General features: G+C 56.3%; 21 protein-coding genes. 13 read left to right on the top strand and 8 right to left on the bottom strand.

The genetic code is table 11. The features are described from left to right. Window positions 1-27: 27 nt before the first annotated feature. Together RZA33_RS11255 and RZA33_RS11260 are read right to left on the bottom strand one after the other, a co-directional pair. On the bottom strand, window positions 28-1,032 hold the full coding sequence (locus RZA33_RS11255; protein ID WP_317507804.1) for an NADP-dependent oxidoreductase: 1,005 nt from the start codon (window positions 1,030-1,032) through the stop codon (window positions 28-30). A 211-nt stretch (window positions 1,033-1,243) separates the two neighbouring features. Beyond that, complete coding sequence (locus tag RZA33_RS11260) at window positions 1,244-1,624, bottom strand: septal ring lytic transglycosylase RlpA family protein (protein WP_317507805.1); 381 nt, start codon at window positions 1,622-1,624, stop codon at window positions 1,244-1,246. A gap of 323 nt (window positions 1,625-1,947) precedes the next feature. Here RZA33_RS11260 and RZA33_RS11265 point away from each other — a divergent pair, with 323 nt between their 5' ends. After that, window positions 1,948-3,072: a hypothetical protein gene (locus RZA33_RS11265; RefSeq protein ID WP_317507806.1), complete on the top strand. Its 1,125-nt coding sequence runs from the start codon at window positions 1,948-1,950 to the stop codon at window positions 3,070-3,072. Between the two features lie 107 nt (window positions 3,073-3,179). On the opposite strand, the gene RZA33_RS11270 is transcribed toward RZA33_RS11265, so the two are convergent. Beyond that, window positions 3,180-4,058 (bottom strand): DMT family transporter, encoded by an 879-nt coding sequence (locus RZA33_RS11270; protein WP_317507807.1) that lies wholly within the window; start codon window positions 4,056-4,058, stop codon window positions 3,180-3,182. 101 nt (window positions 4,059-4,159) lie between these two features. Here RZA33_RS11270 and RZA33_RS11275 point away from each other — a divergent pair, with 101 nt between their 5' ends. Beyond that, window positions 4,160-5,032, top strand: coding sequence for a LysR substrate-binding domain-containing protein (locus tag RZA33_RS11275; RefSeq protein WP_317507808.1), 873 nt, complete (start codon window positions 4,160-4,162; stop codon window positions 5,030-5,032). A gap of 114 nt (window positions 5,033-5,146) precedes the next feature. Further along, entirely contained in the window at window positions 5,147-5,704 is a 558-nt protein-coding gene (locus RZA33_RS11280) for a cytochrome b (protein ID WP_317507809.1), read from the top strand. Window positions 5,705-5,707: 3 nt separating this feature from the next. Here the strand turns inward: RZA33_RS11280 and RZA33_RS11285 are convergent, their stop codons facing one another. Both RZA33_RS11285 and RZA33_RS11290 read right to left on the bottom strand, forming a co-directional pair. Beyond that, window positions 5,708-7,516 carry a diguanylate cyclase gene (locus RZA33_RS11285; RefSeq protein ID WP_317507810.1) on the bottom strand — a complete coding sequence of 603 codons (1,809 nt, stop codon included), beginning with the start codon at window positions 7,514-7,516 and terminating at the stop codon, window positions 5,708-5,710. Window positions 7,517-7,709: 193 nt separating this feature from the next. Then, a complete protein-coding gene (locus RZA33_RS11290) occupies window positions 7,710-8,576 on the bottom strand; it encodes a LysR family transcriptional regulator ArgP (protein WP_317507811.1) in 867 nt (288 codons plus the stop codon). Between the two features lie 242 nt (window positions 8,577-8,818). Here RZA33_RS11290 and RZA33_RS11295 point away from each other — a divergent pair, with 242 nt between their 5' ends. The 4 genes from RZA33_RS11295 (at window position 8,819) to RZA33_RS11310 (ending at window position 13,775) form a co-directional block, all read left to right on the top strand. Further along, the gene (locus RZA33_RS11295) at window positions 8,819-10,114 is read left to right on the top strand and encodes an imelysin family protein (RefSeq protein ID WP_317507812.1); all 1,296 of its coding nucleotides are present in this window, start codon (window positions 8,819-8,821) and stop codon (window positions 10,112-10,114) included. A gap of 92 nt (window positions 10,115-10,206) precedes the next feature. After that, window positions 10,207-11,634, top strand: coding sequence for a di-heme oxidoredictase family protein (locus tag RZA33_RS11300; protein ID WP_317507813.1), 1,428 nt, complete (start codon window positions 10,207-10,209; stop codon window positions 11,632-11,634). Between the two features lie 23 nt (window positions 11,635-11,657). Continuing rightward, window positions 11,658-12,683, top strand: coding sequence for an imelysin family protein (locus RZA33_RS11305; protein ID WP_317507814.1), 1,026 nt, complete (start codon window positions 11,658-11,660; stop codon window positions 12,681-12,683). Between the two features lie 3 nt (window positions 12,684-12,686). After that, window positions 12,687-13,775 (top strand): DUF1513 domain-containing protein, encoded by a 1,089-nt coding sequence (locus RZA33_RS11310; RefSeq protein WP_317507815.1) that lies wholly within the window; start codon window positions 12,687-12,689, stop codon window positions 13,773-13,775. A gap of 71 nt (window positions 13,776-13,846) precedes the next feature. Here RZA33_RS11310 and pncB read toward each other — a convergent pair whose 3' ends face one another. From pncB to RZA33_RS11325, 3 genes are all read right to left on the bottom strand, one after another. Continuing rightward, entirely contained in the window at window positions 13,847-15,046 is a 1,200-nt protein-coding gene (gene pncB, locus RZA33_RS11315) for a nicotinate phosphoribosyltransferase (protein WP_317507816.1), read from the bottom strand. A gap of 257 nt (window positions 15,047-15,303) precedes the next feature. Then, window positions 15,304-16,071 carry an ABC transporter ATP-binding protein gene (locus RZA33_RS11320; RefSeq protein ID WP_317507817.1) on the bottom strand — a complete coding sequence of 256 codons (768 nt, stop codon included), beginning with the start codon at window positions 16,069-16,071 and terminating at the stop codon, window positions 15,304-15,306. A gap of 199 nt (window positions 16,072-16,270) precedes the next feature. After that, window positions 16,271-17,068, bottom strand: a complete 798-nt coding sequence (locus tag RZA33_RS11325; RefSeq protein WP_317507818.1) for an inositol monophosphatase family protein — start codon at window positions 17,066-17,068, stop codon at window positions 16,271-16,273. 303 nt (window positions 17,069-17,371) lie between these two features. Between RZA33_RS11325 and RZA33_RS11330 the strand changes: the two genes are divergently transcribed. The 6 genes from RZA33_RS11330 (at window position 17,372) to RZA33_RS11355 (ending at window position 24,977) form a co-directional block, all read left to right on the top strand. Then, window positions 17,372-17,887 (top strand): RNA polymerase factor sigma-70, encoded by a 516-nt coding sequence (locus RZA33_RS11330; RefSeq protein WP_317507819.1) that lies wholly within the window; start codon window positions 17,372-17,374, stop codon window positions 17,885-17,887. 266 nt (window positions 17,888-18,153) lie between these two features. Further along, a complete protein-coding gene (locus RZA33_RS11335; RefSeq protein WP_317507820.1) occupies window positions 18,154-18,372 on the top strand; it encodes a FecR/PupR family sigma factor regulator in 219 nt (72 codons plus the stop codon). A gap of 256 nt (window positions 18,373-18,628) precedes the next feature. Continuing rightward, the gene (locus tag RZA33_RS11340; protein WP_144810397.1) at window positions 18,629-18,874 is read left to right on the top strand and encodes an MbtH family protein; all 246 of its coding nucleotides are present in this window, start codon (window positions 18,629-18,631) and stop codon (window positions 18,872-18,874) included. Next, a complete protein-coding gene (locus RZA33_RS11345; protein WP_317507821.1) occupies window positions 18,864-19,604 on the top strand; it encodes a thioesterase II family protein in 741 nt (246 codons plus the stop codon). Before RZA33_RS11340 ends, RZA33_RS11345 begins: the two co-directional genes overlap by 11 nt. After that, window positions 19,582-20,343, top strand: a complete 762-nt coding sequence (locus RZA33_RS11350) for a 4'-phosphopantetheinyl transferase family protein (protein WP_317507822.1) — start codon at window positions 19,582-19,584, stop codon at window positions 20,341-20,343. The genes RZA33_RS11345 and RZA33_RS11350 overlap by 23 nt, the downstream gene beginning before the upstream one ends. 11 nt (window positions 20,344-20,354) lie before the next feature. Further along, a complete protein-coding gene (locus RZA33_RS11355; protein WP_317507823.1) occupies window positions 20,355-24,977 on the top strand; it encodes a condensation domain-containing protein in 4,623 nt (1,540 codons plus the stop codon). Window positions 24,978-24,979 lie beyond the last annotated feature (2 nt).

A 24,979-nucleotide genomic window follows, 5' to 3' on the forward strand; every position in this document is an offset into this window, starting at 1 on the left:
GAAGGCGTTGCTTTTAAGAAAGCGCTCTTAAGACGATAGCTTGACCAGCATCTTGCCGGTATTGCCGCCTTCAAACAGTGCCAGGAAGGCGTCTGGGGTGCTTTCCAGGCCTTCTTTCACCGTCTCTTTATAGGTGAGCTTGCCCTCAGCCACTTGCGGGGCCACTTCTTTTAAAAACTCAGGGTAGTGGTCCCAGTGGTCGGTGACGATAAAGCCCTGCATTTTGGCTTTGCGCATCACCAACTGGACAAGGTTGCGAGGTCCAGGCGTGGGTTGCTCGGCATTGTAGCTATCGATCATGCCGCATACCGCTATGCGCGCGCCTTCGTTCAACTGACTGAGTGCCGCTTCCAGGCAGTCGCCGCCAACGTTTTCAAAATACACGTCAATACCATTTGGGCTGGCAAGGTGAATAGCGTCGCTAAGCTCATAAGCATCTCTGTCGCGGTAGCTCACGGGTTCGACGCCGAGCGATTCTAGCCAGGCCAGCTTATGTGCAGCGCCTGCAATGCCCACGACGTGGCAGCCTTTCGCGCGGGCCAGTTGAACGGCGAGTGAACCTACCGCTCCGCTGGCGGCACTGACTAAAACGTTATCGCCAGGCTTGCATTCGGCAATGACGTTGAGGCCGGTCCAAGCGGTCATGCCGGGCATTCCCAATACGCCCAGGTAGGCCTGCTCGGGAACGTCAATGTCGGGCAGTGGCGTGACGCCTTCCGCAGGCAGTTGGGCGATATCGCGCCAGCCGCCCATATGATTAACGATGTCACCCTCTTTTAAGCGCGCATCGCGTGATGCGATTACTTCGCCAATGGCCCCGCCCTCCATGGGTTTGCCGATTTCAAACGGGTCCACGTAGGTGCGAATGCCGCTCATACGGCCACGCATGTAAGGGTCAACAGACAGCCACCGGTTACGAATGCGCACTTCGCCTTCGGCCAGTTCGGGCAGGGTTTGCGTTTCTAACTTAAAGAGGTCGCGCTTAGGCAGACCTTTGGGGTAATCGGTGAGCGTATAAAAGCGTGTTTGCATTATTGCCTCCTGTGGACACGTAGCGTATTGAACTCAGTGCAGCATAAAGACTATTAGCCTGCTTGCAAGTTCGCCAATGCCCTTGTGTAAAAGCAGACAAAAAAATAGGACGCACCATGGCTGGCCGCCCTATTTTGTACTATTACAGCGCTTATTTAATTACCTGCTGAGGCTAAGGGGTATCACACACCTACCAAGGATGTGTTATCCGTTAATCCAGTAGCGTGACCATGACCGGTGCCGTACCGCGGCGGAGCATGCCAAGCTTGACTGCCGCGCGTTTGGATAAATCAATAATGCGCCCTTGCACAAAGGGGCCACGGTCATTAATCAGAACCTCTACCTCTTGGCCGGTATCTTCCCGCGTGACCAGTACCTTGGTGCCGAAAGGCAGACTCGGATGAGCAGCGGTCAGCGCCTGTTGGTCAAAAGGTTCGCCGCTTGCAGTGGTTTGGCCTTGAAAGCGGTCGCTGTAAAAGGAGGCGACGCCTTCTTGCGTCGACGTGTCATGTGCCAATGCACTGTTGGCAGCGCTGCTTATTATTAGCGCTGCCAAGCAAATCGTTCGGAGTAGTCTAGTGTGAGCTCCCATGGGAGTTACCTCAGGGTTGAGTATTGCGAATTCGCATTCTTCGATGAGGTGCCTAATAGGCCCTACGATAGTAACGTTGTTGTTGGCAGTCAGCAAGCTTTGAGAAGATCGGCGCAAATAGGTTCAAAATTAAGAACTTTACTCTTCGCTTAAGTGCCCTTATGTTTCAGCCACTTATCAAGACAAGTATGAGTGGCGTCAATAAACAGTGATATGCAAAGCATTATTTTTCATCAAGCCCTAACTTGAAGGGCGTTGGCGCTTTACAATCGGTTCGGCTTGATTAATTAAATTTATTATTACGACTGGTTAAGGACACGTTCATGGCTAAATCTTCTTCGCTGGGGTTTATTTTAGTAGCGGTTGGCGGCGTGGCCGTTGGCTTTCTCGCTGCTCAGGTGGTCCCGCTGCCGGAGCAACCCGCGGAAGAGGCGCTAAGCGAGCAAGCTGGAGATGCTGAGCAGCCACCGCTTGCTGGGGCGCTTGTAGGCTTAGAAAAACTCACGCTTGATGAACGCCTGCGTGGGGAAATAACCTCAGCGAGTGAGCTTAACGGTAACGATGGCAGCCGGTTCAAGCGCTATATGATCTCACTAGACGAAGGTGAGGTCGTGGAAATTTCCTTAGCGGGTGCCTTACAAGGCGTTGTGGCGCTATATGATGACCAGCTAGAGCTGCTCGATAATGCAGCTACCGTTCGCCATCGTATTGACGAAAGCGGTGACTACATGGTGGTGGTGAGCGGTGCCGATGCCCATAGTTACGGCCCGTTTAGCGTCGAAAGCCGTACTGTTGAGCTTACCCAGGCCGACACGATCGCTGTCGGTGAGCCGGTCGATAGTTGGCTGCAAGGTGACGCTCACGAGATATCGCTGACCATTGACGAGGCTGGGCTTTACCAACTCAATATGCGCTCTGACGACTTCGATGCTTATCTAGAAGTTGAAGGACCCAATGGTTACACCCGTGAAGACGACGACAGCGCCGGTAATTTAGACGCCCGCATTGCCGATTTCTTGGCGTCAGGTGATTACACACTGACGGCACGCAGCGCCTTCGGCGACGGCAACGGTGTTTATACACTTTCGGTGGAACCGCATGAGTTACCGGATGAGGGGCAGCTGCGCAACGACGGGGCGCTCACGCCAGGGGAGGTGCTTAGCGGTTGGTATAGCGGTGAATCACTCACCTATCAGCTGACGGTCGAAGAGAGTTCGTTAGTCACGCTAGAAATGCGCTCTTCAGACTTCGATACTTTTTTAGAAATTAGCGGTCAGGGCGTTGCGGCTAGTGACGACGATGGCGCAGGTGGCACCGATTCACGCCTGCAAGAGTCGTTGCTCCCTGGTACGTATACGGTGATTGCAAGCGGTTTTAGCGCTGCAGGGAGCGGTTTATTTGAATTGGACGTTGATAGCCAACCGACGAATATCGCCCCGGAATTGTAATTGCTGGTTAGCCTGAACGGTTAAAGCCTGAATTCAGGAACCAATGCCCCTGTCGCTACCCGCGGCAAGGGCATTTCAGTTGGTGAGGCAGCCAGTTTTCAGGCTGATTAGCGACCCGCTTTGAGGCAACCCACTACCACCAGCACGGCGGCAACGGGTAAATGCCAATCGAGTACGCTCATGCCAGCAAGCACCAGCAGTAGCGCCGCTAAGATGGGGACGCCGTAGGCGAGGCTGCCCACCAGGCTAGCATGCCCCCAGCGCAGCGCTTTATCCCAAGCGACCATGGCGACGCCATAAGGGCCTAATCCCAGCGCGATGCCTGCTAATAAGGCTTCGCTGCTAGGCAAGGCGAGGTGACCTTCAAGGAACAGGCTGGCGGCCACGGCGATAGCGCAAGCGATAAGCAGTAGCCGAGGCAATAACGGTGTCAGTGCCACCGGTGCTGCTTGGCACAGCCAGGAGTAAGTGGCCCAGCAGCAGGCGGCTAAAAGCGCCAATGCGTAGCCTGTTGTGGCGCCGCCCAGGCCGCCGCTGATCGCCTGTGGCACTAACAGTAACGCCGCGCCTGAAAACGCAATCAAAGCGCCCAAAATACCCGCAAGGCGCAAACGGCCGAAACGACTCCACTGGCTAAGTAGCACGAATAGCACCGGCCAAGTGTAGGTAATCAGCGCTGCTTCAGCGGCAGGGGCTAACCGCATGCCAATAAAGTAAGTGCTAACGGCGCCAAAAATCAGCAGTGGAATACCCACCCAAACACTGAGCTGCCAGCCCTTGCCGCAGGCAGCCACATTGGCGCGGCGGCTTAATGGCAGCGTCGCTAATGCGCCGGCTAATAGCGTAACGGCGGTTAGCTGTAGGGGCGGCGTCGCTTTAGCAAACTCCGCTAGCAGCGGTGCCGCACTCCAAAGCATCACGGCCACTAATGCCGCGCCAACACTGTACCAACGTGGAAATATGACGGGGGAGTGAACGGGATGCATGAGCGATCTCCTTGATTAGTGCATGTGCCGAGCAGCATACTCGTCGTGAACACATCACAATATCGATCTTTTTTGATAGTTTTCATCAAGGCTGGTGATGTATGCGGGCACCTACATTGGACCTCACCCTATTGCGCACGCTGGTAGCGATTGCTGACACCGGCAGTGTGACGGCGGCGGCTAAACGCTTGGCGTATACCCAGTCCACGGTGAGCATGCAATTGCAGCGGTTGGAGGCGCAGCTAGCGCTCACGCTGCACGAGCGGGAAGGGCGGCGGATACGCTTTACCTCGGAAGGCGGTCGCTTGCTGATCCATGCACGGCGCTTATTAGCGCTTAACGACGAAGCCTGGAGCGATATGCAGGCACGTCAGGTCACGGGGGATCTCACCTTGGGTATCCCCGAAGATTACGCCTCGCTACTGCCCTCGGTGTTTGCTTATTTTCATCAACTTTATCCGGCGGTTGGCTTAAAAGTGATCTGCGGCACCAGCGTGCACCTAGTGGAGCAAGTCAAAGCCAAAGAGTTGGACCTTGCCCTAGTGACCCGGCAACGCAACTCGCCGGGGGGCGATGTGATTCGTCGTGAGCCCTTGGTGTGGGCGGTGGGTGTCGACCGGCAGCCGTTGCTCAGCGACCCGCTGCCGCTGGCGCTTTACTCACCAGGGGCAGACGTTTTCCGTGAGGTGGCCGAGCAGGCGTTGCAAGCCGCTGGGCGCAACTGGCGCGTTGCCTATACCAGCCAGTCCATGACAGGGTTGGCGCCGCTTGTGACCGCCGGGCTGGCGATCGTGGTGGTTACCCGTAGCATGCTAACACCCGCATTAAGACCGCTGGATGAGAGTAGCGGCCTGCCCGCACTGCCGATGATTGAGCTGGCGCTGCACCGGGCGCCGCACCGACCTTCCGAGCCAGCGCGGCGTTTGGGCGAGTTAATACGTGAGCAGCTAGCGGCGCCAACCGAAGCGCTATAGAGTAGATTAGTGACTGGCTAGGAAAGCCGTAATGCCGAGGGCGATGCTTTAAGCAGCGCAAGGCAATGTTACTGACTAGAATGAAGACAAATAAATGGTTGCTAGGAGCGCTGCATGCACGAACTGGATCACTATATCTACCCGCATCGGGTACTTCACTGGTTAGTGGCGGGGGCAGTGCTGCTCTCATTGGCTAGCGGTTTAACGCTAGGCTTTCTGGGCTTTGAACGAGCCGTTGCGCTAGTGGGCAATACGCTTACCAACCTGTTGTATACCAGCCATAAAACGCTAGGCGTAACCATCCTTATATTGATGACGCTGCGTATTATCACCCGCTGGGCTTTCGTGGTGCCCGACCACGAGCCGCCCTTGAATGCGTTCGAGCGTATTGTTAGTACCAGCGTGCATCATTTGCTCTATTTGGCGCTGATAGTCATGCCTTTATTGGGCTGGGCTGCCACCGCAAGTGGCGGGTTTCCGGTGGAGTTTTTTCATTGGCATTTGCCAGGCTTGATAAGTGAGCGTGAGCAGCTGTCTGAGCAACTTTTCATGTGGCATGAACGGCTGGGGTGGGTCATTTTAGGCTTGGTGGTACTGCACGTCGCTGGCGCAATGTTCCATTGGAAAATAAAACGCGACAACGTTATGAAGCGTATGAGTTTGTTTGATTAACGATTAGGAATTCGTCGAGCCGTAGCGATAGCAAGCGGCAACTTGGCATGACTTTATGGCATACATATGGCTATCGGCCTCGCGTAACAAGCTCGCCAACGTGCAGGCTTGCGTCTCATGGTTAGTACTTACCCCTATGCTGACGCCCACGCTGACTTGCTTGCCGCAGGGGAGCGTGATGGGCGTGCGGATAGCTTGTTCAAGGCGTACTTGAATAGTGGTGAGGGTATCGTCAGGTTCGATATTCTCCATAATGATGACGAACTCATCGCCGCCGAAGCGCGCGCAGTGGTCATTTGCGCGCGCCAGGTGAATGATACGTTCGGCAATTTTTTCTAAAACGAGATCCCCCGCCTCGTGGCCGTAGTCGTCGTTGATGGGTTTAAAGCGGTCCAGGTCGAGCATCATTAGCGCTAGCGGTTTGCCGTGCTGGCGGCTGCGTTGCAGCGCTTCTTCAGCGCGGCACGCTAATCCGTGGCGGTTTAATAAACCGGTCAGTACGTCGTAGTGGGCTAAATGCTCTAGTGCTTTCGTGCGGGCGGCAACCTTTTGCTCTAGCAAGGTTTCTTGTTTTTTGAGCGTCATCACCATGTCCGCCTGGGCGCGCTCTTTTTGCCGCTTTAGCTTGTTAAATCGGGCCGCTAGTGCAAACGACAGCAGTAGCATTTCCAGGGCAGAGCCAATCTGTATGCCGTGCAGGGTAATAAAATTAGCCGGTAAAACACCTAAGTTGCGCAGTGCGAAAGCGCCAGCCCCGACCAAGAAAAGCGACCAAGCCACGACAAAGAGACGGGCACTGGGTATCTGCTTTGACCAACCGTAAATGCCGCAAACCAGCATCAGCAGCGCCGCCATAAAACCGGTCACGTCCATGAGCCGCAGGGCGGGTTGAATAGGTAGCAACAGGGTCGCGGTCAGCGCAAGAAGGCAGTAGATACGAAAATAGGTGAGTGCACGGTGCCAGCGGGGGGCATAGGTTTTGGTGTCAAGAAAGCTTTGGGCAAAAAAAGTGCCCATGGTAGACGAAAAGGTAAACCCGATAGCGACAAGGCGTGATGTATTGTCGCCTAGGGCACTCCAAAACATCAGGGTGCCAATGCCGTTAAAGGTCAGGATGGCGACGGTAAAACCCAACGTGAAGAGAGCGTAATAGAGGAAGAAACGTTCTTTTAGGCCAAAGAACAGCATTAAATTGTAGAGGCCAAGCGCCAGCAGTATGCCAAAGTAGGCGGCCAGCCAAAAATTGTGGCGATCGTTCTTAGCGTAAAACGCTTCTGGGGTCATTAGGTTGTAACTCAGCATTTTACTGCCAGAGGCCGCGACATGGGTATACAGCGTAGCGGTTTCGTTCGCAGCTAACTCCAGTGGGAAAACCGCTTGGCGATGGGCGAGCGCACGCTGCTCAACGGGAACCGCGCTGCCGCTTCGCTGCACGTTGTTAAACGACGGAGCTAGGGTGTAAAGGGTAACGTGGTCCAGGAATGGATACTCAAACTGAACTATCCAGCGCTGCGCTTGCGGCGAGTCGTTGTGTACCTGGGTGCGCAGCCACACATCTTGCTGGGTATAGCCAAAATTGAGGTCTTCGGGGTCATGGGCTTGTTCAAAATCAGGCGCTTGAGAGAGCACCTCGCTAAGCGTTGCGGTCTGTTCGTTGGCGTGCCAGAACGCGGTATAGGGAGCAAGCGAATAACTCGGCTGGCTGGGCGAGGCCGATAGCCGGGTGTCGGCATGCGCCCACGGCACAAAACATCCCACCAATAGTAATAATAAACCGGTGCAAATACCGGCCGTCAAGCGTCGAGAATGCATAGGGGTCGCTTTAATGGTTTTCTTTACCCCGTTCCCTTTTGACTAGGCTCCTTTCCCGTGCCGGGGCACCACTGGCTGTCTAAGTGGTTTTGAGAGTGGGCTTTCCATCATCGCCGGGGCAGCAAAGTTCTCACCGTCCATTAATGGTAGTTTGAGTGTAGTCGTTTTTCCGCCGCCCTAAGGTATTATGATGCTAAAGCGTTAGACGTTTAAGCCTTTCTGTTAGTCGCTGTATGAGCTGCCCGCTATGCCGCCAAAAATGCCAATACAACGGCACGGTTAAAAAATGGCTAGGGGCGATACTCACTAGTTGGCCGCTCGCCATTAATTCACCGACCTGACGTTGCGGCATCATGCCGTAGCCGATTCCCGCCGAGGCTAAGCGCGCAAACCCTTCTGATGAGGGGCAGAGGTGGTAAGGAAAGTGTCCGTGGTAGCCGCACTGGGCAAGAAAGCGATGCTGCAACTGATCGTGAGGGCCGAAGACGATGGCTGGCGCGCGCTGAAAGCTTTCCGGCGTCGGGCCTTCTGGAAAATAGCGCTCTACATAGCTGGGTGTCGCCAAGGGGTGATAGCGCATTTCACCCAGCGCAACACAGCGTGCCCCAGCGATTGGCTGCGGCGCGGCGCACAAGCAGGCGGCCACATCGCCATCGCGTAAGCGCTTAAGGCCGACATCCTGGTCTTCAATCACCAAGTCCAGCAGTAACCCCTCTTCCTGGCAAATAGCGGCCACGGCATCGGCCCACCAGGTGACCAGGCTATCCGCATTGATGGCAATGCGCAGGCGCGGTGCTTGGTCGTCGAGCGTGGGTAGTGAGCCGCGCAGATCGCGCTCTAACAGCTGTACCTGTTGGTAATGGGTCAACAGCCGCTGCCCCGCTGGCGTAGGCGCTAAGTGAGGATGACGAATGAGCACCGGCTGACCAAGGCGCACTTCCAGCGCCTTGATTCGCTGGGAAACCGCCGATTGCGAAAGCCCCAGCAGGTCGCCTGCGCGCTCGAAACCGCCACATTCGACCACGGTTGCTAAGGCATGAAGCAGTTTGTAATCGAGCATAGCGGTGTTCCCAGGGCAGCAAAAAAGTGACGTAAAGCAAAAAAAGGTTATCTAACGCAGTAGCGCTCATTATCTGGGATTAAATAGGATTGAATCTCATGAGCTAATGAATTACATTCCAATGGTAAGCACAAGACGAGATCCCAGCGTCAATGTTTCAGCATTCTATTGTTTCAACGCCCTATCGTTTCAGCACTTTATGTTAGTGCTTTGTTTAACGCCATCGCTAAAAGGACACTGTAATGCCCGCCATTATGCTCCGTCGCCCGCTTGCTAGCATCGTTGCGCTTAGCGCAGCGATGCCTTTTGCCTTCGTTGCTACCGACATCGCTGCTGACGATACCGTTAGCGCAGATGCCGTGGTGCATCATTACGCCGACCTGGCGCATGCTAATTACGCCGATGCGCTCAACGCTGCCGAAGTGTTGAACGAGCGCATCGACGAATTGCTGGCCAACCCCACCGCCCAGACCTTGGACGCCGCCAAGCAAGCCTGGTTGCAGGCGCGTATCCCTTATCAGCAAAGCGAAGTATTCCGCTTTGGCAATGCCGTGGTCGACGACTGGGAAGGGCAATTAAACGCCTGGCCGCTCGATGAAGGTATGATTGATTACGTGGCAGGCGATGACTACCAACACGAGCTGGGTAATGAAGGCGCCACGGCTAATATTGTCGCCAATGAGCAAATTGAAGTGGGCGGTGAAAGCCTGGATGTTAGCGAGATTACCCCACAACTCATCGCCGACCTCAATGAAATCGGCGGCTCGGAAGCTAACGTAGCCAGTGGTTATCATGCCATCGAGTTTCTGCTTTGGGGCCAAGACCTGCATGGCTTCGAGCTGGGTAACGGCGAACGACCGGTGAGTGATTACCAAACCGGCGACGACTGCACCCATGGCCACTGCGATCGCCGCCGCAACTACCTGGACGCGGTATCCGACCTGCTCGTTGATGATCTTGAGTGGATGGTAGCCCAGTGGGCGCCGGAAACCGAGGGCAACTATCGCCAGGAACTGCTGGCGGAAAGTGACCAGGAAGGCCTGCGCCGTATGCTATTCGGTATGGGCTCGCTCTCACTGGGTGAGCTGGCGGGTGAGCGCTTGAAAGTTGCTCTGGAAGCGAACTCTTTTGAGGATGAGCACGACTGCTTCAGCGACAATACCCACAACTCCCACTACTATAACGGCCAGGGTGTTCAGAATATCTACACTGGCAGCTATCAGCGCCTCGATGGCAGCGTCGTGGAGGGGCCTTCTCTGCAAGACCTGTTGGCTCAACAGGATGAGTCACTTGCCGACACTCTGAGTGAGCAGCTTGACGCCACCATGGCACGACTCAATGCCATCAAACAGGCGGCCGAGGCGGAAAGCTCGCCAATGGCGTTCGATATGATGATCGCGCCCGGTAACGAGCAGGGCAACGAATTGATCAACGCAGCGATTCTCACCCTAGTGGCGCAAACCGGATCGCTTGAAGAGGCCGCCGGTGAGCTGGGCGTGACGTCGCTGCAGCCGGATGATGCCGGTCACCGCTTCTAGTCAACCCGATGCAAGTCCCTAAGCCGCCGATAGCTCTGCTGTCGAGCGGCTTTTGTCGTCCTGACAAGCGAGTATGCACATAAGGTAGAGCGATGAATCACTTTCTGCGCTTTTTGTATCCCAATCGTTGTTTCCAACACGGCTTTTTCCTAGTGCTGTTGGCCGCTCCTCTATACGCCAGCGATCAAGCGACTCCTATTCAAAGTACGCCCATGAGCGGTGGCGATGGGTCGGTGGAGCAGTTCGACCATAATGCCTATTCGCTGCCACTGGGTAATATGTCGATGACCAAACGCTTGGATTTCAGCGTTGGCAACAGCTTTTTCCGTAACCCTTGGGTGGCGGCGCCCGCTAGCACCGAGGCCCGAGATGGCCTGGGCCCATTGTTCAATACCAATAGCTGCCAGGGCTGCCATCTCAAAGACGGGCGCGGACACCCGCCCACCGGCGACGAAAACCCCATCGCGCTGTTTCTGCGCCTCTCGCTGCCCGCTAGCCAAGCAGATGCCACAACGCTGGAACAGCGCGGTGCGCTGCCGGTGCCGAACTACGGCCTGCAGCTTCAGACTGCGGCGATTCCCAGTGCAGAGCCTGAGGGCAAGCTGGTTATCGAGTATCGCCCACGGGAGGTTAGTTTCGCCGATGGCGCCAGCGTTACTCTGCAGGAACCACTTTACTCGATTGCTGAGCCTGCCTACGGTGAGCTGCCTGAGGAGCTCCAAACCTCGCCCCGTCTGGCGCCACCCATGATAGGTCTGGGATTGCTGGAAGCGATTCCCGAAGCGGACCTGATCGCCGCGGCAGACCCAGACGACGCCGATGGCGACGGTATCTCCGGGCGCGCCAATCATGTTTGGGACGCGCGTAGTGGTACCACCGTCATGGGGCGATTCGGCTGGAAAGCCGGCGAGCCCAGTATCGAGCAGCAGAGCATGCACGCCTTCGCCGGCGACATGGGGCTGACCTCCAGCCTGGTGCCACACACCGACTGTATGGCAAGCCAGAACTGCGATGACTTCCCTGACGGTGGAACGCCCGAAGTCAGCGATGACGTGGCCGACTTTATAACTTTCTACGCCTCCAGCTTGGCGGTACCGATGCGCCGTAATATGGATGACCCAGCGGTGAAACAGGGCGCCGAGCATTTTAACGCGCTGGGCTGTGCCAGCTGCCATACGCCGCGCCATCGCACCGCTGCGGATGCCGACCGCCCGGCGCTGGCGAACCAGATAATATGGCCCTATAGCGACCTGCTGCTCCACGACATGGGCGACGCCTTGGCTGATCATCGCAGCGAGTTCAAAGCCGATGGCCGTGAATGGCGGACTCCGCCGCTGTGGGGCATCGGCTTGACACAAACCGTTAACCCGCGCGCGGGCTTTCTCCACGATGGTCGCGCCCGCACGCTAGAGGAGGCAATTCTCTGGCACGGTGGCGAATCCGAAAAGGCCATCCAAGGCTACCGTGAACTGCCTGAAGACCAGCGAGCGGAACTTATCCGTTTCCTTGAATCTCTGTAAGTTATTGCTGTTAAGGAGTTAACGTGATCGCATCTCTTCGCCGCCTGAGTTTGCTGGCCTGCGCGCTACTCGCAGCGCCGCTCTCTTTTGCTACAGACACCCCCACGCCGCGTGATATCTGGCACGGTGCAGTGGAAATGCAGTATGCCGAGCTGAATGCCGCCTCCGAGCGCCTGGAAGCCAGCGCCACACGCTTTTGCCAGCGCCCAGACGAAGCACTCAAGCAGCGGCTGGAAAATGACTGGCTGAGCGCCTATCAAGCCTGGCAGGCGGTGCGCTTTATCCAGTTCGGCCCGATCGAGCAGAATAGCCGAGGCTGGCAGCTACAGTTCTGGCCGGACCGTAAAAACCTGGTGGGCAGTAAGGTGCGCGGCTGGCTGAAGGCAGCCGAAGCCCCGGATGCCCAAGATATCGCCAGTGACAGCGTGGCGATCCAAGGCTTCCCCGCCCTTGAATACTTACTTTATGACGACGCCATGAACGAACCGGCCCTTAGCGATCCTGCCGCCTGCGACTTGATGCAGGCCATCACGACGCATCTCGCAGATACCACAAGCGCGCTGCATCGCGACTGGCAGGCCTTCGGTGAGCACTATCTTGATACTGCTGACTACACCGAAACCACGCTGGCCAGCGCCATCCAGACCCTCGAAATACTCGAAGATAAACGGCTCGGGGAGCCCATGGGCCTCAAAGGTGCTCCCCCCAACAGTTATCTGGCGGAAGCGTGGCGTAGCGGACAATCGGTTCGTTTGATCGTGAGTAGCCTGGAGGGCCTGCGTACCGGCTTCTTGCCGGGCCTTACCGCGCTGCTGCGCAAGGCTGATGCGCTACCACTCGCCGAGGCTTTCCGTGAGCAGCTGGATAAGACACTCGTTCAGGCCAGCGAGCTACCGCCGGGCTTGGTGCCCTCCCTTGACGACGAAGAGGCGTTTCGTGGCCTGCAGTCGCTCTACCTCGACATCAGCCAGCTACGTCATCTGTTGGGTAACGAGATCGCTGGTGAACTGGGGCTGGTGCGCGGCTTCAACTCCAGCGATGGGGATTAAGCCATGCATCGACGGCAGATACTTAAAGCAGGGCTGGGAAGCGTCGCCATGGCGCTGACCCCGCTGAGCTGGGCGCTGCCCGCTCGGGAGGAAGCCGCTTGGTTGTTCAGCGCGGTAGACGACCCCAGCGGAGGGCATTTTATCGCTGGTGTGGCGCTGGATGGTCAGACTCGCTTTATGATCGACGTGCCCGAGCGTTGTCACGGCGGTTGTCTGCGGCCGAACTCCCGCCAAGCGATGCTGTTTGCCCGCCGCCCCGGTACGCGCATGCATGTGATTGATGGTGACAGCCGCCAACTCGCCCACACCATTGCGGCGGGAAAGGGCTACCACTTCTACGGGCATGGCGTGTTCGACCTAAGCGGGCGCTACTTGTATGTCACCGCCAATCGTTTGGAGGACAGCGCTGGGCTGGTGCGGGTTTACGACGCAACCAATGGCTATGCCCATCTGCGCGATATGCCGCTGAATGGTATTGGTCCACACGAGCTTCGGTTAATGCCGGATGGCGACACCCTGGTGATTGGTTTGGGGGGCATTCAGACGCATCCTGACTACGGCCGGGTTAAGCTCAACCTGGACACCATGGCACCGGCGCTGATGCTGATGGATCGCCACAGCGGCGAAATTCTAGCCCGCCACGAACCTTCACACCACCAGCTCAGCTGTCGTCATTTGGATGTGGCGGCGGACGGCACAGTCATTGCTGGCTACCAGTTTGAAGGCCCTGAGTGGGAGGCCCATCCGCTCATCTGCCGACTGGATGCCGACGGGCATTTCTCTGAGCTGGCGTTACCCGTGGATGTTACTGACAGTCTGAAGCACTACACCGCCAGCGTAGCGTTTAGCCGTGTTTCAACCACCGTTATCGTCACCGCGCCCCGTGGCAACCGGGTACTGCTGCTGGATGCCGCGCAAGGCAAGCTAGTTGCCAGCTTAGCGCTACCCGACGCCGCTGGCGCCCGCTGCGACGGCAACGGCGGCTTTCTGGTTTCCTCTGGTCAGGGTGGGCTCTACCGGGTAACGCTTGGCTCGGCAACGCCCGAGCTGATCGCTAGTTTAGAGATGCTTTGGGATAACCACCTGACTTAATACGCAGGATTAAACATAGAAGGGGGCATGGTTGTTGATACCCCCTTAACCCCTTTCGCTTCCGAGTAGCCTCAATGCTCCACTTGGAATACCTTCTTTAGGTATTTAACGAAGCTCTGGTCTCTTGAGGTGGTTTTACCGGGTTCATCGGAGATCTTGGCGACGGGCTGGCCGTTGCAGGACACCATTTTGATCACCATGTTCATCGGCTTGAGACCAGGCACGTCGCAGGTAAGGCTGGTGCCAATCCCGAAACTGGTCTTGACCCTGCCTTCCAGTGCCGTTTTGATCTCCATGGCCTTGTCGAAGGTCAAGGCGTCACTGAAGATCAAGGTCTTGCTGTGCGGGTCGATGCCCAATGCTTCGTAATGGCGAATGCATTTTTCGGCGAAGAGCATCGGGTCGCCGCTGTCGTGGCGCAACCCATCGAAGAGCTTGGCAAAATATAGATCAAAATCATGCAGAAAGGCGTCGAGGGTGATGGTGTCAGTCAGTGCAATGCCCAGGTGTCCGCGATACTCCTGCACCCAGGCTTCAAGTGCGGCACGCTGGCTATCCACTAAGCGGCTGCCAAGTTGCTGGTGGGCCATGACCCATTCATGGGCCATGGTGCCCATGGGAGCAAGCCCGTTACGCCGTGCGATATCCACATTGCTGGTGCCCACGAAGTTACCAGGAAACTCCTGGCTTAATATCGTGATGATGGCTTCCTGCACCGGCTGGGAAAGACGGCGGCGGGTGCCAAAGTCGGCAAGATTGAAGCCTGCCAACTGGTCGGGAGTATAGTGCTGACGCAGGGTGGCGAGCTTATGACGCAGCTGGCTCACTGCCTCTTCAATGGTAACTTCAGGGTATAGAACTCGATTGCGCACCTCGCTGATGATCGCCAAAATAACGATCTCAAACAAGATACTGTGCGTCCAGGGGCCATCGATGACGATGCATAGCTCTTGCCCCTCCATAAAGACGTCGACGTACTCGGGGCGGAAGCGAAACAGCTCCAGAAAACGTATGAAGTCGGGTGTGAGATAGGGAAACGAACTGAGATACGCCGATTCATCCGCACTGAGTTTGAGCGTCGCTAGCCGATCGATCTGCTCGCGAATCTCGCTGATGTAAGGCGCGAGATCCTCCGAATTACGGCAACGAAACTCCCAGGCCACACTGGCGTTGGGGTATCTGTGGTGTACCCCCTGCATCATGGTGATCTTGTACCAGTCGGTGTCCAGCAGCGAGGTAATGATCGGCCCTTTGCGGTAAGTAGCTGTCATGAAACCTTCCTGGCATGGCGCTGGGTAAACAGGGCGCTCACGTAGTGCATGATGCCTCCTTGATCATAGTGAGTACTGATTAAGGGTGCCGCTGTCATCAATGTGCTCTCGTGTATGAGTAGCAAGCGAGCGGCATCGTTGTTGTTAGGATAGTTGACAGGAAAGCGCGATGAGTAGCCTTTGTTAGCATCGCAATTATCAACAGCGCCGACTGCTTACCGAAGAGCGCCTAGTATCATGATAGGCAATATTTTAATTTACTGTGCCACGGCGATATTGTGCTCTCCATTAGGGTGTTTCATGACCTGCATGGGGAGTCCGTAAATCGCTTCCAGCGTGCTATCGCACATCAGGTCGCTTGGAGAGCCGCAGGCCAATAAACGGCCGCTGTGCAATGCCATCAGTTCATCACAGTAGCGCGAAGCCATATTGATATCGTGCAACACGATAATCACACCAAGATTTAGCTCGTCACACAGCTTACGGATCAGCGCCAGCACTTCGATTTGGTGGGCGATATCCAGCGCCGCTAGCGGTTCATCCAACAGCAGGAATCGACTGCCCTGTGCGAGTAGCATCGCCAGCCACACCCGCTGACGTTCACCCCCAGAGAGTGTGTCGACCAACCGGTCGGCAAAGGCCTCTGTGTGGGTCAGGGCAATGGCGCGATCAATGGCGTCTTTATCTTTCTGGGTATGGCGGCCCAACAGCCCGTGCCATGGGTAGCGGCCAAAGGCGACTAACTCGCGCCCGGTAAGGCTCTCTGCACTGGGTAATTGCTGAGGCAGGTAAGCCACCTGGCGGGCGAACTCACGATTTCCCCAATCGCTCAGCGGGCGCTGATCAAAGTGAATCTCCCCGTGACTTACCGGCTGCTGCTGAGCCATGAGCTTGATCAGCGTCGACTTGCCCGAGCCGTTATGGCCAATCAGACCGTAAACCTTGCCCTCATGAAAGCTGTGGTCAATGGGATTTAAAATCTGCTTACCATTGATTTCAAAGGTGGCGCCTTTGACCTCGAACATGAATGACTCCTGGCGATAGGGTTGATGATAATGCCTCCATTCTAGTGCTAATGGTTCTCATTTTTAACAAAAAAATGAAAAGATTTATGTGACAGATGACAAACGCCGCTTGGGGAAAGCTGGCAAGGGGTAGGTCTCAGGCGGTTAGCCTCTGCTTGATTGGCTAACCGATGCGATTAGAGAGGGCGTTGATCGTTTATCAGCAGGACGCTAAACACGCTAGCAGTTGGCTATGTTTTTCGGGGTGTGCCGCCAGTAAGCTATTCCATTGAGCGGGATTCGGCTCGCCAGTGAGATCCGTGACGATGTAGCCAGCTTCTCTGGCAATCACAATGCCAGCGGCGATATCCCAAAAGTCGAGCGCAGCGCCTTGAGACCAAAAAGCATCAAACCGGTCCACGCTGGTATAGGCGAGTTCCAGCGCCGCTGAGCCTGGGCTGCGGAGACCGGCCACCAGGGGCATTAGGGCAGCGAGTTGATTTAGGGCCGTCGTGCAGTCGCCTTTAGCGTGGTAGGGCAGGCAGGTGCTTACTAACATCTCGTTCAGTGGGCGCGGTTCAGGCGTAGTGAGCGGTGTGTCGTTGAGGAAGACGCCGGTGCCAAGGCTTGCCCAGAGCATTTCATCAAGCAGCGGTTGATAAACAACACCGATGATCAACTCATCGCCCTTGGTGACCGCGATAGAGACCGAGAAGTGAGGCACCCCATGCAGAAAGTTACTGGTGCCATCAAGGGGGTCTATGATCACGGTATAGTTGCTATCGGTGGGCGTCAGGCCGCTCTCTTCGCCGAGGAAAGCGATATCGGGAAAAACGCTGCTGATGCAGTCGATAATGATGTTCTCAGCGGCCGTATCGTAGTAGCTGACAAAGTCCGATGCCCCTTTTTGCTCAAAGGCAATTCTTCCCTTTAGCGAATATCCCTCGCGTAATAGCGCACCTGCCTCGTATGCCGCTTGCTTCACCGTTTCGAGTAGGTCGTTACTGCTATCGAGCATTGTATTTCCCCTGGGCATTCATCGTGTTTAGTGAATCGCAAAACTGTATCCATTCAATGTAACTAGCCATTCATGACGCGGAGATGACAGGAGTAAATTTGGTTTAATGGTAGATCATCTATGCATTTGGCGTCTGAGAGATGCCCCCGCTACATGTCGCTATTAACTGAGTCAACAAAAAATCAACAAGCATATCGTTATAAAAAGTGAGTTAGCTCTCACCAGTTGACTTGTCAGGCTCTAACGCAAATAATAATTATTTCCATTTATTCCGTGGTGTTAATCAAGGCAGGAGGCCGAGCTGTGGATACCCAGACCTGGAGCGCTGAGTTAGAAGATATCTTCGTTAATCAGCGGCCCCGGCTCTGCTGTGTCGCCGCAAGAGTCTTGGGCAATGCTGATCAAGCCGATGATGTCGTGCAGGATGCTTATCTAAAAATTTCGGAAGCAACCACACTTTTTGAGGTGAAGCAGCCCATATCCTACGTGTCACGTGTGGTGCGCAACCTCGCCATTGACCGCTGCCGCCGTTCGGCGTTTGAGTCAACGCTGTTTGCAAAAGAAGAGGAGGGGGATACCACCTCTTACGCGTCACACTCTCCAGAGGTGATCGCGATTGATCGCCAGGCCTTGGCCCAGGTGGTTAACGCGTTGGACGAGCTGCCCGAGCGTACGCGGCGCGCTTTTGAGCTCTATCGTTCGGGAAGTCATACGCAGCGGGAAGTGGCCCACTTGCTAGGTATTTCCACCACGTTAGTTAATTTTATGATTCGCGATGCACTGACTCATTGCCGCCAGTCGCTACAGGGGAACCTCTGATTAACTATTGCGCTTGCCTATACGGCGTTAAAAATCGCCTCAAAATGCTCATTTACGACTCGTAAACTCCGCTTTTTCGTTGATTTTTGCCTTGTCTAGCCTTCGCTCATTACGTTAATCAGAGGCACCCTAGGTCAGACGTTGCCAGATCGGTAAGCCCACGTTCCGTCCCTTCTTTGTTGTCGCTTTGTTACACTGTCAGCAAATAGCGTTGATAATATACACGCTCCCCGAGGCAGGTATTCAGCAGGCAGCAGTAGCGAGGTTTGACAGTAACGATGGATAACGACAGCGGCGATGATGCCGTTTGGCAAACGGCGCTAGACTGGCTGATGCGCGAGCATGAGGAGACGTTGAGCGCCGCTGATCGCGAGGCGCTTCATGCATGGTTAGCGGCTTCTTCTCAGCACCGCCGGGTATTTCGTGAAGCCGAACAGCTATGGCTGCTAACGGGGATGATCCCAAGTGGTGATGAGCGCAGCTGATCAAGTCACTGTTTTTTGCTCTTCCTCCTTCGGTTGTCAGGCTAACTCAATGGTCGCGAGCTAAAGCTGCTTGCCACTGGTGCAGTTTTTAGCCTGGCAAGGGTAATTCTATGCCGACGCCTTAGCGGCCCCTCTCCTTATTTTTTCTATTTTCTTCCCCCCAGCATTAAATTTTCTGACGCCTCACTCGTCATTAAGTAATGAGAAGCAATTGCGTTTTATTTCTCATTTCTTAGACAACGGTGAGGTTAGTCCCATGACAAGCTGTTTTGATCGTGAAGATGGTGTCTTCCGCGTATTAGTTAACCACGAAGAGCAGTACTCCCTCTGGCCAGAATGGAAAGCGATTCCCGCTGGCTGGACCGATACCGGTGTGCTCGGCGATAAGCCAACCTGCCTCGACTACGTCGAAAAGACCTGGACTGATATGCGGCCATTGTCGCTGCGCCAGTGGATGGATGCGCAGGCCAAAAGTGAGGCGGAGCAGGTGGATGCAGGTTAAGCGTTTAAGGTTGCTCTGCCTGCCCTGTGCCGGGGCTAGCGCCACTATGTATCTGCGCTGGAAGCGTCAGTTGCCCGCCTGGATCGAGGTATATCCCGTCGAGCTGCCTGGGCGTGGTGAGCGCCTGGGTGAGTCGCTCATCGATGACTTTGAGACCCAGGTCGTGCGGCTGTGCGAAGAGCAGGCAACGCGGATGCGTGGCGACTTTGCCCTGTTCGGTCACAGCATGGGGGCGCTGTTGGCCTACGGCATGGCAGCTCGCTTGCGCGATGTAGGGCGGCCTCAGCCGCGGATGCTGTTCGCCTCAGGCAGCGCGGCGCCCTCAATGCGCGACTCAGACCGCTTGGCGGGCCTTGATAACGACAAAGCCCTGATTGCGGATCTTCGCCAACAGGGCGGCACCCCAGAGGAGGTGTTCGAAAGCCCGGAACTGCTGCGCCTCACTCTCGATGTCTTGGCGGCGGACTATCGCCTCTGCCGCAGTTTCCGCTATCGCGGCGGGTCGACGCTTGCTTACCCCTTACAGGTGTTCGCTGGGCGCGATGACGATATCGAAAGAGAGCGTTTAGAAGCGTGGCAGCGGGAAGCAGGCGGGGCGTTCTCGTTGGACTGGTTCGAAGGAGGGCACTTCTTTATTCGCCAGCAGCAAGCACAAGTGCTGGAGACTATCGAACGGGCACTGATCCGACGGCTTGAGGAGGTGCCCCATGCAGCGCCTGCAGTTAGCTGAAGGGGCTCCTGAGGGGCTTGAGGTATGGCGCTTATCGCTCGATTTGAACGCCCCAGTGGCTGACGAAGATGATCGGTTGCTGAGCCGAGCCGAGTGGCAGCGTGCCCAGCGGCTTCGTCATCACGCTGATGTCGTACGCGCCGTGGCGACTCGCGCGGCCCTGCGGCGACTGCTATCAGCGCACACCGGTATAGCGCCAGAAAAGTTGGAGTTCACTCAGAACGCTTACGGCAAACCGGCGTTGGAAAACGCTGATGGACCTGCTTTCAATGTCTCCCACTCTGGCCATGTCGCCCTGATCGCACTTGCTCCCGGCGGCGCGGTGGGGGTCGATATTGAGCGCTGCCGACCCGAGGCCGAACTGGCGCCGCTGCAAGGGCTGGTGCTATCGCCGAGTGAGCAACTCGACCACGCACTGCCCTTTATGGAGCGCTGGGTGGTTAAAGAGGCGGTGCTCAAAGCCCTGGGCCTGGGCATTGCTGATCATTTGCGGTCGCTCTCGATCACTTCCTCTTTAGGGCCGCCAGGCGCCTATCACCTTGAGCACTCGCTTCCCATTTCATCACCTTTGCAAGCATGGCCGCTGCCAGCGCCGAGCGGCTATGCCGCTGCCCTGGGTTATGTCGATATGGCGCATGTTGCCTGCGGGGTTGGGACTATAAAGCGTGAGTACCCCGCGGCACTGCCAAATTACCAACGTCATTTACTGACTCACTATCTCCAGGATTCGAACTTTTAGTAGGTACGCATATGGATACAAGGCACGCCCAGACAACTCGCAGTAGCCAGTCCCACAACGATGTTTCTAAAGACTATGTTTTTAGAAGCTATGTCGAGCATTTAAGTCGCCTGGCCCAGGAAAGGCCCAGCGACAGGGCGCTGATTGTAGTGAACGCGCAAGGTGAGACCACCCTTGACTACGCCACCCTGGAGCGGCGTTCCCGTGCCCTGGCCAGCGAGCTCCAGCAGCGGTTCCCGGCTGGTGAGCGTGCCTTGATTCTGCTGGATAACGATGAGCACTATGTGGTGGCGTTCTTCGCCTGCCTGTACGCCGGGGTGGTTGCCGTGCCGGTCTTTCCACCGGAGTCGGCCAAGCAGCAGCACCTGGCGCGCCTGCTCGCTATTGCCGCCGACTCCCAGGCCGCCTGTGTGCTCACCTCTACAACGATTATCGATGTGGTCGCATCGGCAAGCGAAGGCTTCGGCAGCACCGAACTGATCCCTGTGGATAGCGTAGATGAGAGCCACGCTGAACACTGGGTCGAGCATCACCCAAAGCGTGGTGATATCGCCTTTTTACAGTACACCTCAGGCTCCACGGCCACGCCCAAAGGCGTTATGGTTAGCCATGGGAACCTGATGGCTAACGAGCGTGCTATCGAGACAGGCTTCTCGATTGGTGCCGACGATGTTTTCGTCAGTTGGCTGCCGCTTTACCACGACATGGGGCTGATCGGTGGCCTGCTGCAGCCCATCTATCGCGGTATCCCTGCGGTATTGATGAGCCCCACCTTCTTTTTACAGCGGCCGGTACGCTGGCTGGAAGCGATCTCCCGCCACCGCGGAACTGTTAGCGGTGGCCCCGATTTCGCCTATCGGCTGTGTCTTGAGCGTATCCGCGACGAACAGATTGAGGCACTCGACTTATCTAGCTGGCGAGTAGCGTTCTCAGGCGCTGAGCCGGTACGCCACGATACCCTCACTGGCTTTATTGAACGCTTCCGCCCAGCGGGCTTCGCCGCTGACACCGCAGCACCCTGCTATGGCTTGGCTGAAGCCACGCTACTGGTTAGCTGTAATCCTCGCGGTACGGGCGTGGTGGGCACTGTTTTTTCTCAACAGTCGTTGGCCGAGGGAAAGGCTGTTTCAGCGGTTGAAGGCAACACCCTGGTGGGCTGCGGTACACCGGAACCCGGTCATGCTACCGATATTGTCGATCCTGAGGGGCTTCACTCGCTGCCCGAAGGTGACGTCGGCGAGATCTGGGTCAATGGGCCCAGCGTGGCGCACGGGTATTGGCGGAATCCCGAGGCAACGGCCAACACTTTTGTCACCCGTGATGGGGTCAGTTGGCAGCGCACCGATGATAATGATGCACAGAACCATGACGCCCGCGATGATCGCTGGCTGCGCACCGGCGACCTGGGCTTTCTGCACGAAGGGCAGCTGTATATCGCCGGGCGCATCAAGGATCTCATCATTCTGCGCGGCCATAACGTCTACCCCCAGGATATCGAGAGCGCTATCGAAGCCGAGGTGGAAGCGGTGCGTAAGGGGCGGATTGCAACCTTTGCCGTGACCACGCCGGGAGGCGCCGAGGGTATCGGCGTGGCGGCAGAAGTCTCCCGCGGTATGCAGAAACTAGTGCCCGCCGAGAAGTTGGTCGAAGCGCTAAGCGAGACAGTGGGGAGCACTTGCCATGAGCCGCTTTCGGTAGTGCTACTGCTCAACCCAGGTGGCCTTCCCAAAACCTCCAGCGGCAAACTGCAGCGCAGTGCCTGCCGCCAAGGCTGGGAAGCGGGCAGCCTGGATGCCTACGCCATTTACGCCTTTGGGCGTTTTGTCAGCGGCGGCGACGATGAGGACGCTAGTAGTGGAGAGTCATCACAATCTACTGCGGAAGCTGGGAGCGAAACAGAGCAGACGTTAGCGACGCTCTGGCGCCAAGTGCTGGGAAACAACAAGGAAACGCCTCTGGGAAGCAATGCCCACTTCTTCGCCAGCGGGGGTAATTCTCTGGCGGCGGTGCAGTTGGCTTCGCGCATTAGCGATCATTGGGCGATTGATTTCCCGACCAGATCGGTCATGGAAAAGCCGCGCTTTAGTGATGTGGTTGATGAAGTAGAGCGCCGGTTGGCGAATCCTTTGGCCTCCCATCAGGGAGGTTTCCAGAATCCACTGATGCCGATTCCCCGCCTTGCGGAACTACCTTTGGCACCTGTCCAGCGCCGGCTCTGGTTAGTTGATCGCTTGGCAAGTCAGGCGGGCGACCGTGAGCGTGCCGCCTATAACCTTCCAGCGCTGTTTTCCCTGAAAGGGGAGTTGAATATAGAGGTTCTAGAAAGAACCGTTAATGCCATCGTTGCGCGGCATGAAGCATTGCGTACCCACTACCCCGAAAGCGAGAGTGGTGAACCCATCGCGGTTATCGAGGATCAGCGAAACATCGAACTTCCTGTTTTGGATTGCAGTGATCTTTCTGAACGGGAGCAACAGCGATATCTGCAAGATACCTTCACCGAGTATGCGAACACACCGTTTGATCTTGTCACGGGCCCTTTAATCAAGGCGGGCTTACTGCGTTTTGGCGCACAAGAGCATGCCCTGGTTCTGGTGATTCACCACATCGTCTTCGACGGCTGGTCCACGAGCGTATTCATCCGGGAATTTGCCTCTCTGTATGGGGAGTTGCTGGAAGGGAAGGAATCTGGGTTACCCAAGCTTGGTATTCAGTACGTGGACTATGCCGCTTGGCATGAGAAAGCACTGTCGGGAGAGGCCTTCGAGCAAAGCGCAACCTTCTGGCGCCGCTATCTAAGTGATGCTCCTCCGCTCTCAACACTACCGGGGGATTTCGCTAGGCCTAGCCAAGTATCGCATGCCGGTCGTGCCCTGAGCATGACACTGAGTTCAGACCTATCACAAGCGTTGAACAAGCTTGCTGCACAGCATGGCACCACGCTATTTACGCTTCTATTGGCGAGTTTCCAGCTGTTGATGCATCGCCAGACCCGTCAACACGACCTGATTGTGGGAACCGATGTCGCTGGCCGTAGCCATCCCGATGTTGAGCCGTTGATTGGCTTTTTTGTCAATGTAATCCCGCTGCGGTCTCGTTTGTCTGATGGCCAGATTGATTTCGGCCACTGGCTTGAGCACGTACAGACCAGCGTGCTGGATGCCTTCGATCATCAAAATGTTCCTTTCGACAGAATTGTCGAGCTTTCGGGGATTGGTCGTGAGCGGGATCGTACCCCGCTAATACAAACCCTCTTCGTACTACAAAACATGCCAACCGAGCGGTTCTCACTTCCGGGTCTTGAGGTGGAGGTAATGCCTCAGCCCCGGCAGGAGTCGAAGTTCGATATGGCGGTATTCGTTGATGAGAGCGATACCGGACTATCAGTCGAGTGGGTTTACGCCACTGCTTTGTACCGACGCGAAACCATTGAGCACTTGACCGGTGCCTGGCAGTCGCTACTAGCGCAGATCGTGGAAGCTCCCAGCACGCCCGTTGAGGAGTTTCGCTTACCCCTAATGGAGAAACACGCTATGCAAAACAAGCTTTCAAAAGGTTCCAAACTCAACAAGCTTGGCAGCTTGAAATCCCAGCCAGGTGCACGCCCCTCGACCAATAGTGACTCACCGGTACGAACGGCATTGCTCGATGAAAAAAGGGTCTTTCCTCTCATGATCGAAGCGACGGACCCTGACCTTGATGCGGTGGCGTGGGCAACGTCCCAGCGTGACTTTATCGAGCAACACTTACGCACGCACGCAGGCATCCTGTTCCGTAATTTTGGTCTGACCACACTGCAAGAGTTTGAAGCCTTTGCCGAGGCTATCCAGCCGGGCCTGTACGGCAATTATGGTGACCTGCCCAAGAAAGAAGGGGGGCGCAATACCTACCGTTCAACCCCCTATCCCGAGCGCCAGATGATTCTTTATCACAATGAGAGTTCGCATTTGGAGCGTTGGCCGCGCAAGCAACTGTTCTTTTGCGAATTCCCCTCTCCCGTAGGAGGTGCCACACCGATCGTGGACTGCCGGGAGATGTTGCGACAACTGCCCGCCGACGTGGTGGAGGAGTTCGAGCGCAAAGGGCTGCTTTATGTACGTACCTTCACCCGCAACCTGGACGTGAGCTGGCGAGACTTTTTCAAAACCGACAGCAAGGAGGAGGTGGAAGCGCGGCTCAAAGAAGCGGGCATCGAGTGGCAGTGGTTGGGTGATGATGAGCTGCAGACACGAACGCGCTGCCCTGCAGTGGTGACGCATCCCGTGACTGGCGACCGGGTGTTCTTCAATCAGGTGCAGCTCCACCACGTCAGCTGCCTTGAGCAAGATGTGAAAGAAGACCTGCTTGGCATGGTTGGCCAGGAGCGCCTGCCGCGCAATGTTTATTTCGGCGACGGCTCCGTGATTAGCGACGAGATGATGAAGGTTGTCGGCGAGGCCTACGAAGCCTGTGCCGTGCGCTTCGACTGGCGCCGGGGCGATGTGGTGATGGTCGATAACATGTTAGCGGCCCATGCCCGGGATCCCTACGAGGGGCCACGCAAGATTGTAGTGGCGATGGGAGACATCTATGAGCGTTCGGCGCTGGAAGAGGCCCAAGGGGCAAGCGCCGATGCCGAGTTGGTCGATCAATAAAG

The organism is Halovibrio sp. HP20-59, assembly GCF_033052795.2.
Classification (GTDB): domain Bacteria; phylum Pseudomonadota; class Gammaproteobacteria; order Pseudomonadales; family Halomonadaceae; genus Vreelandella.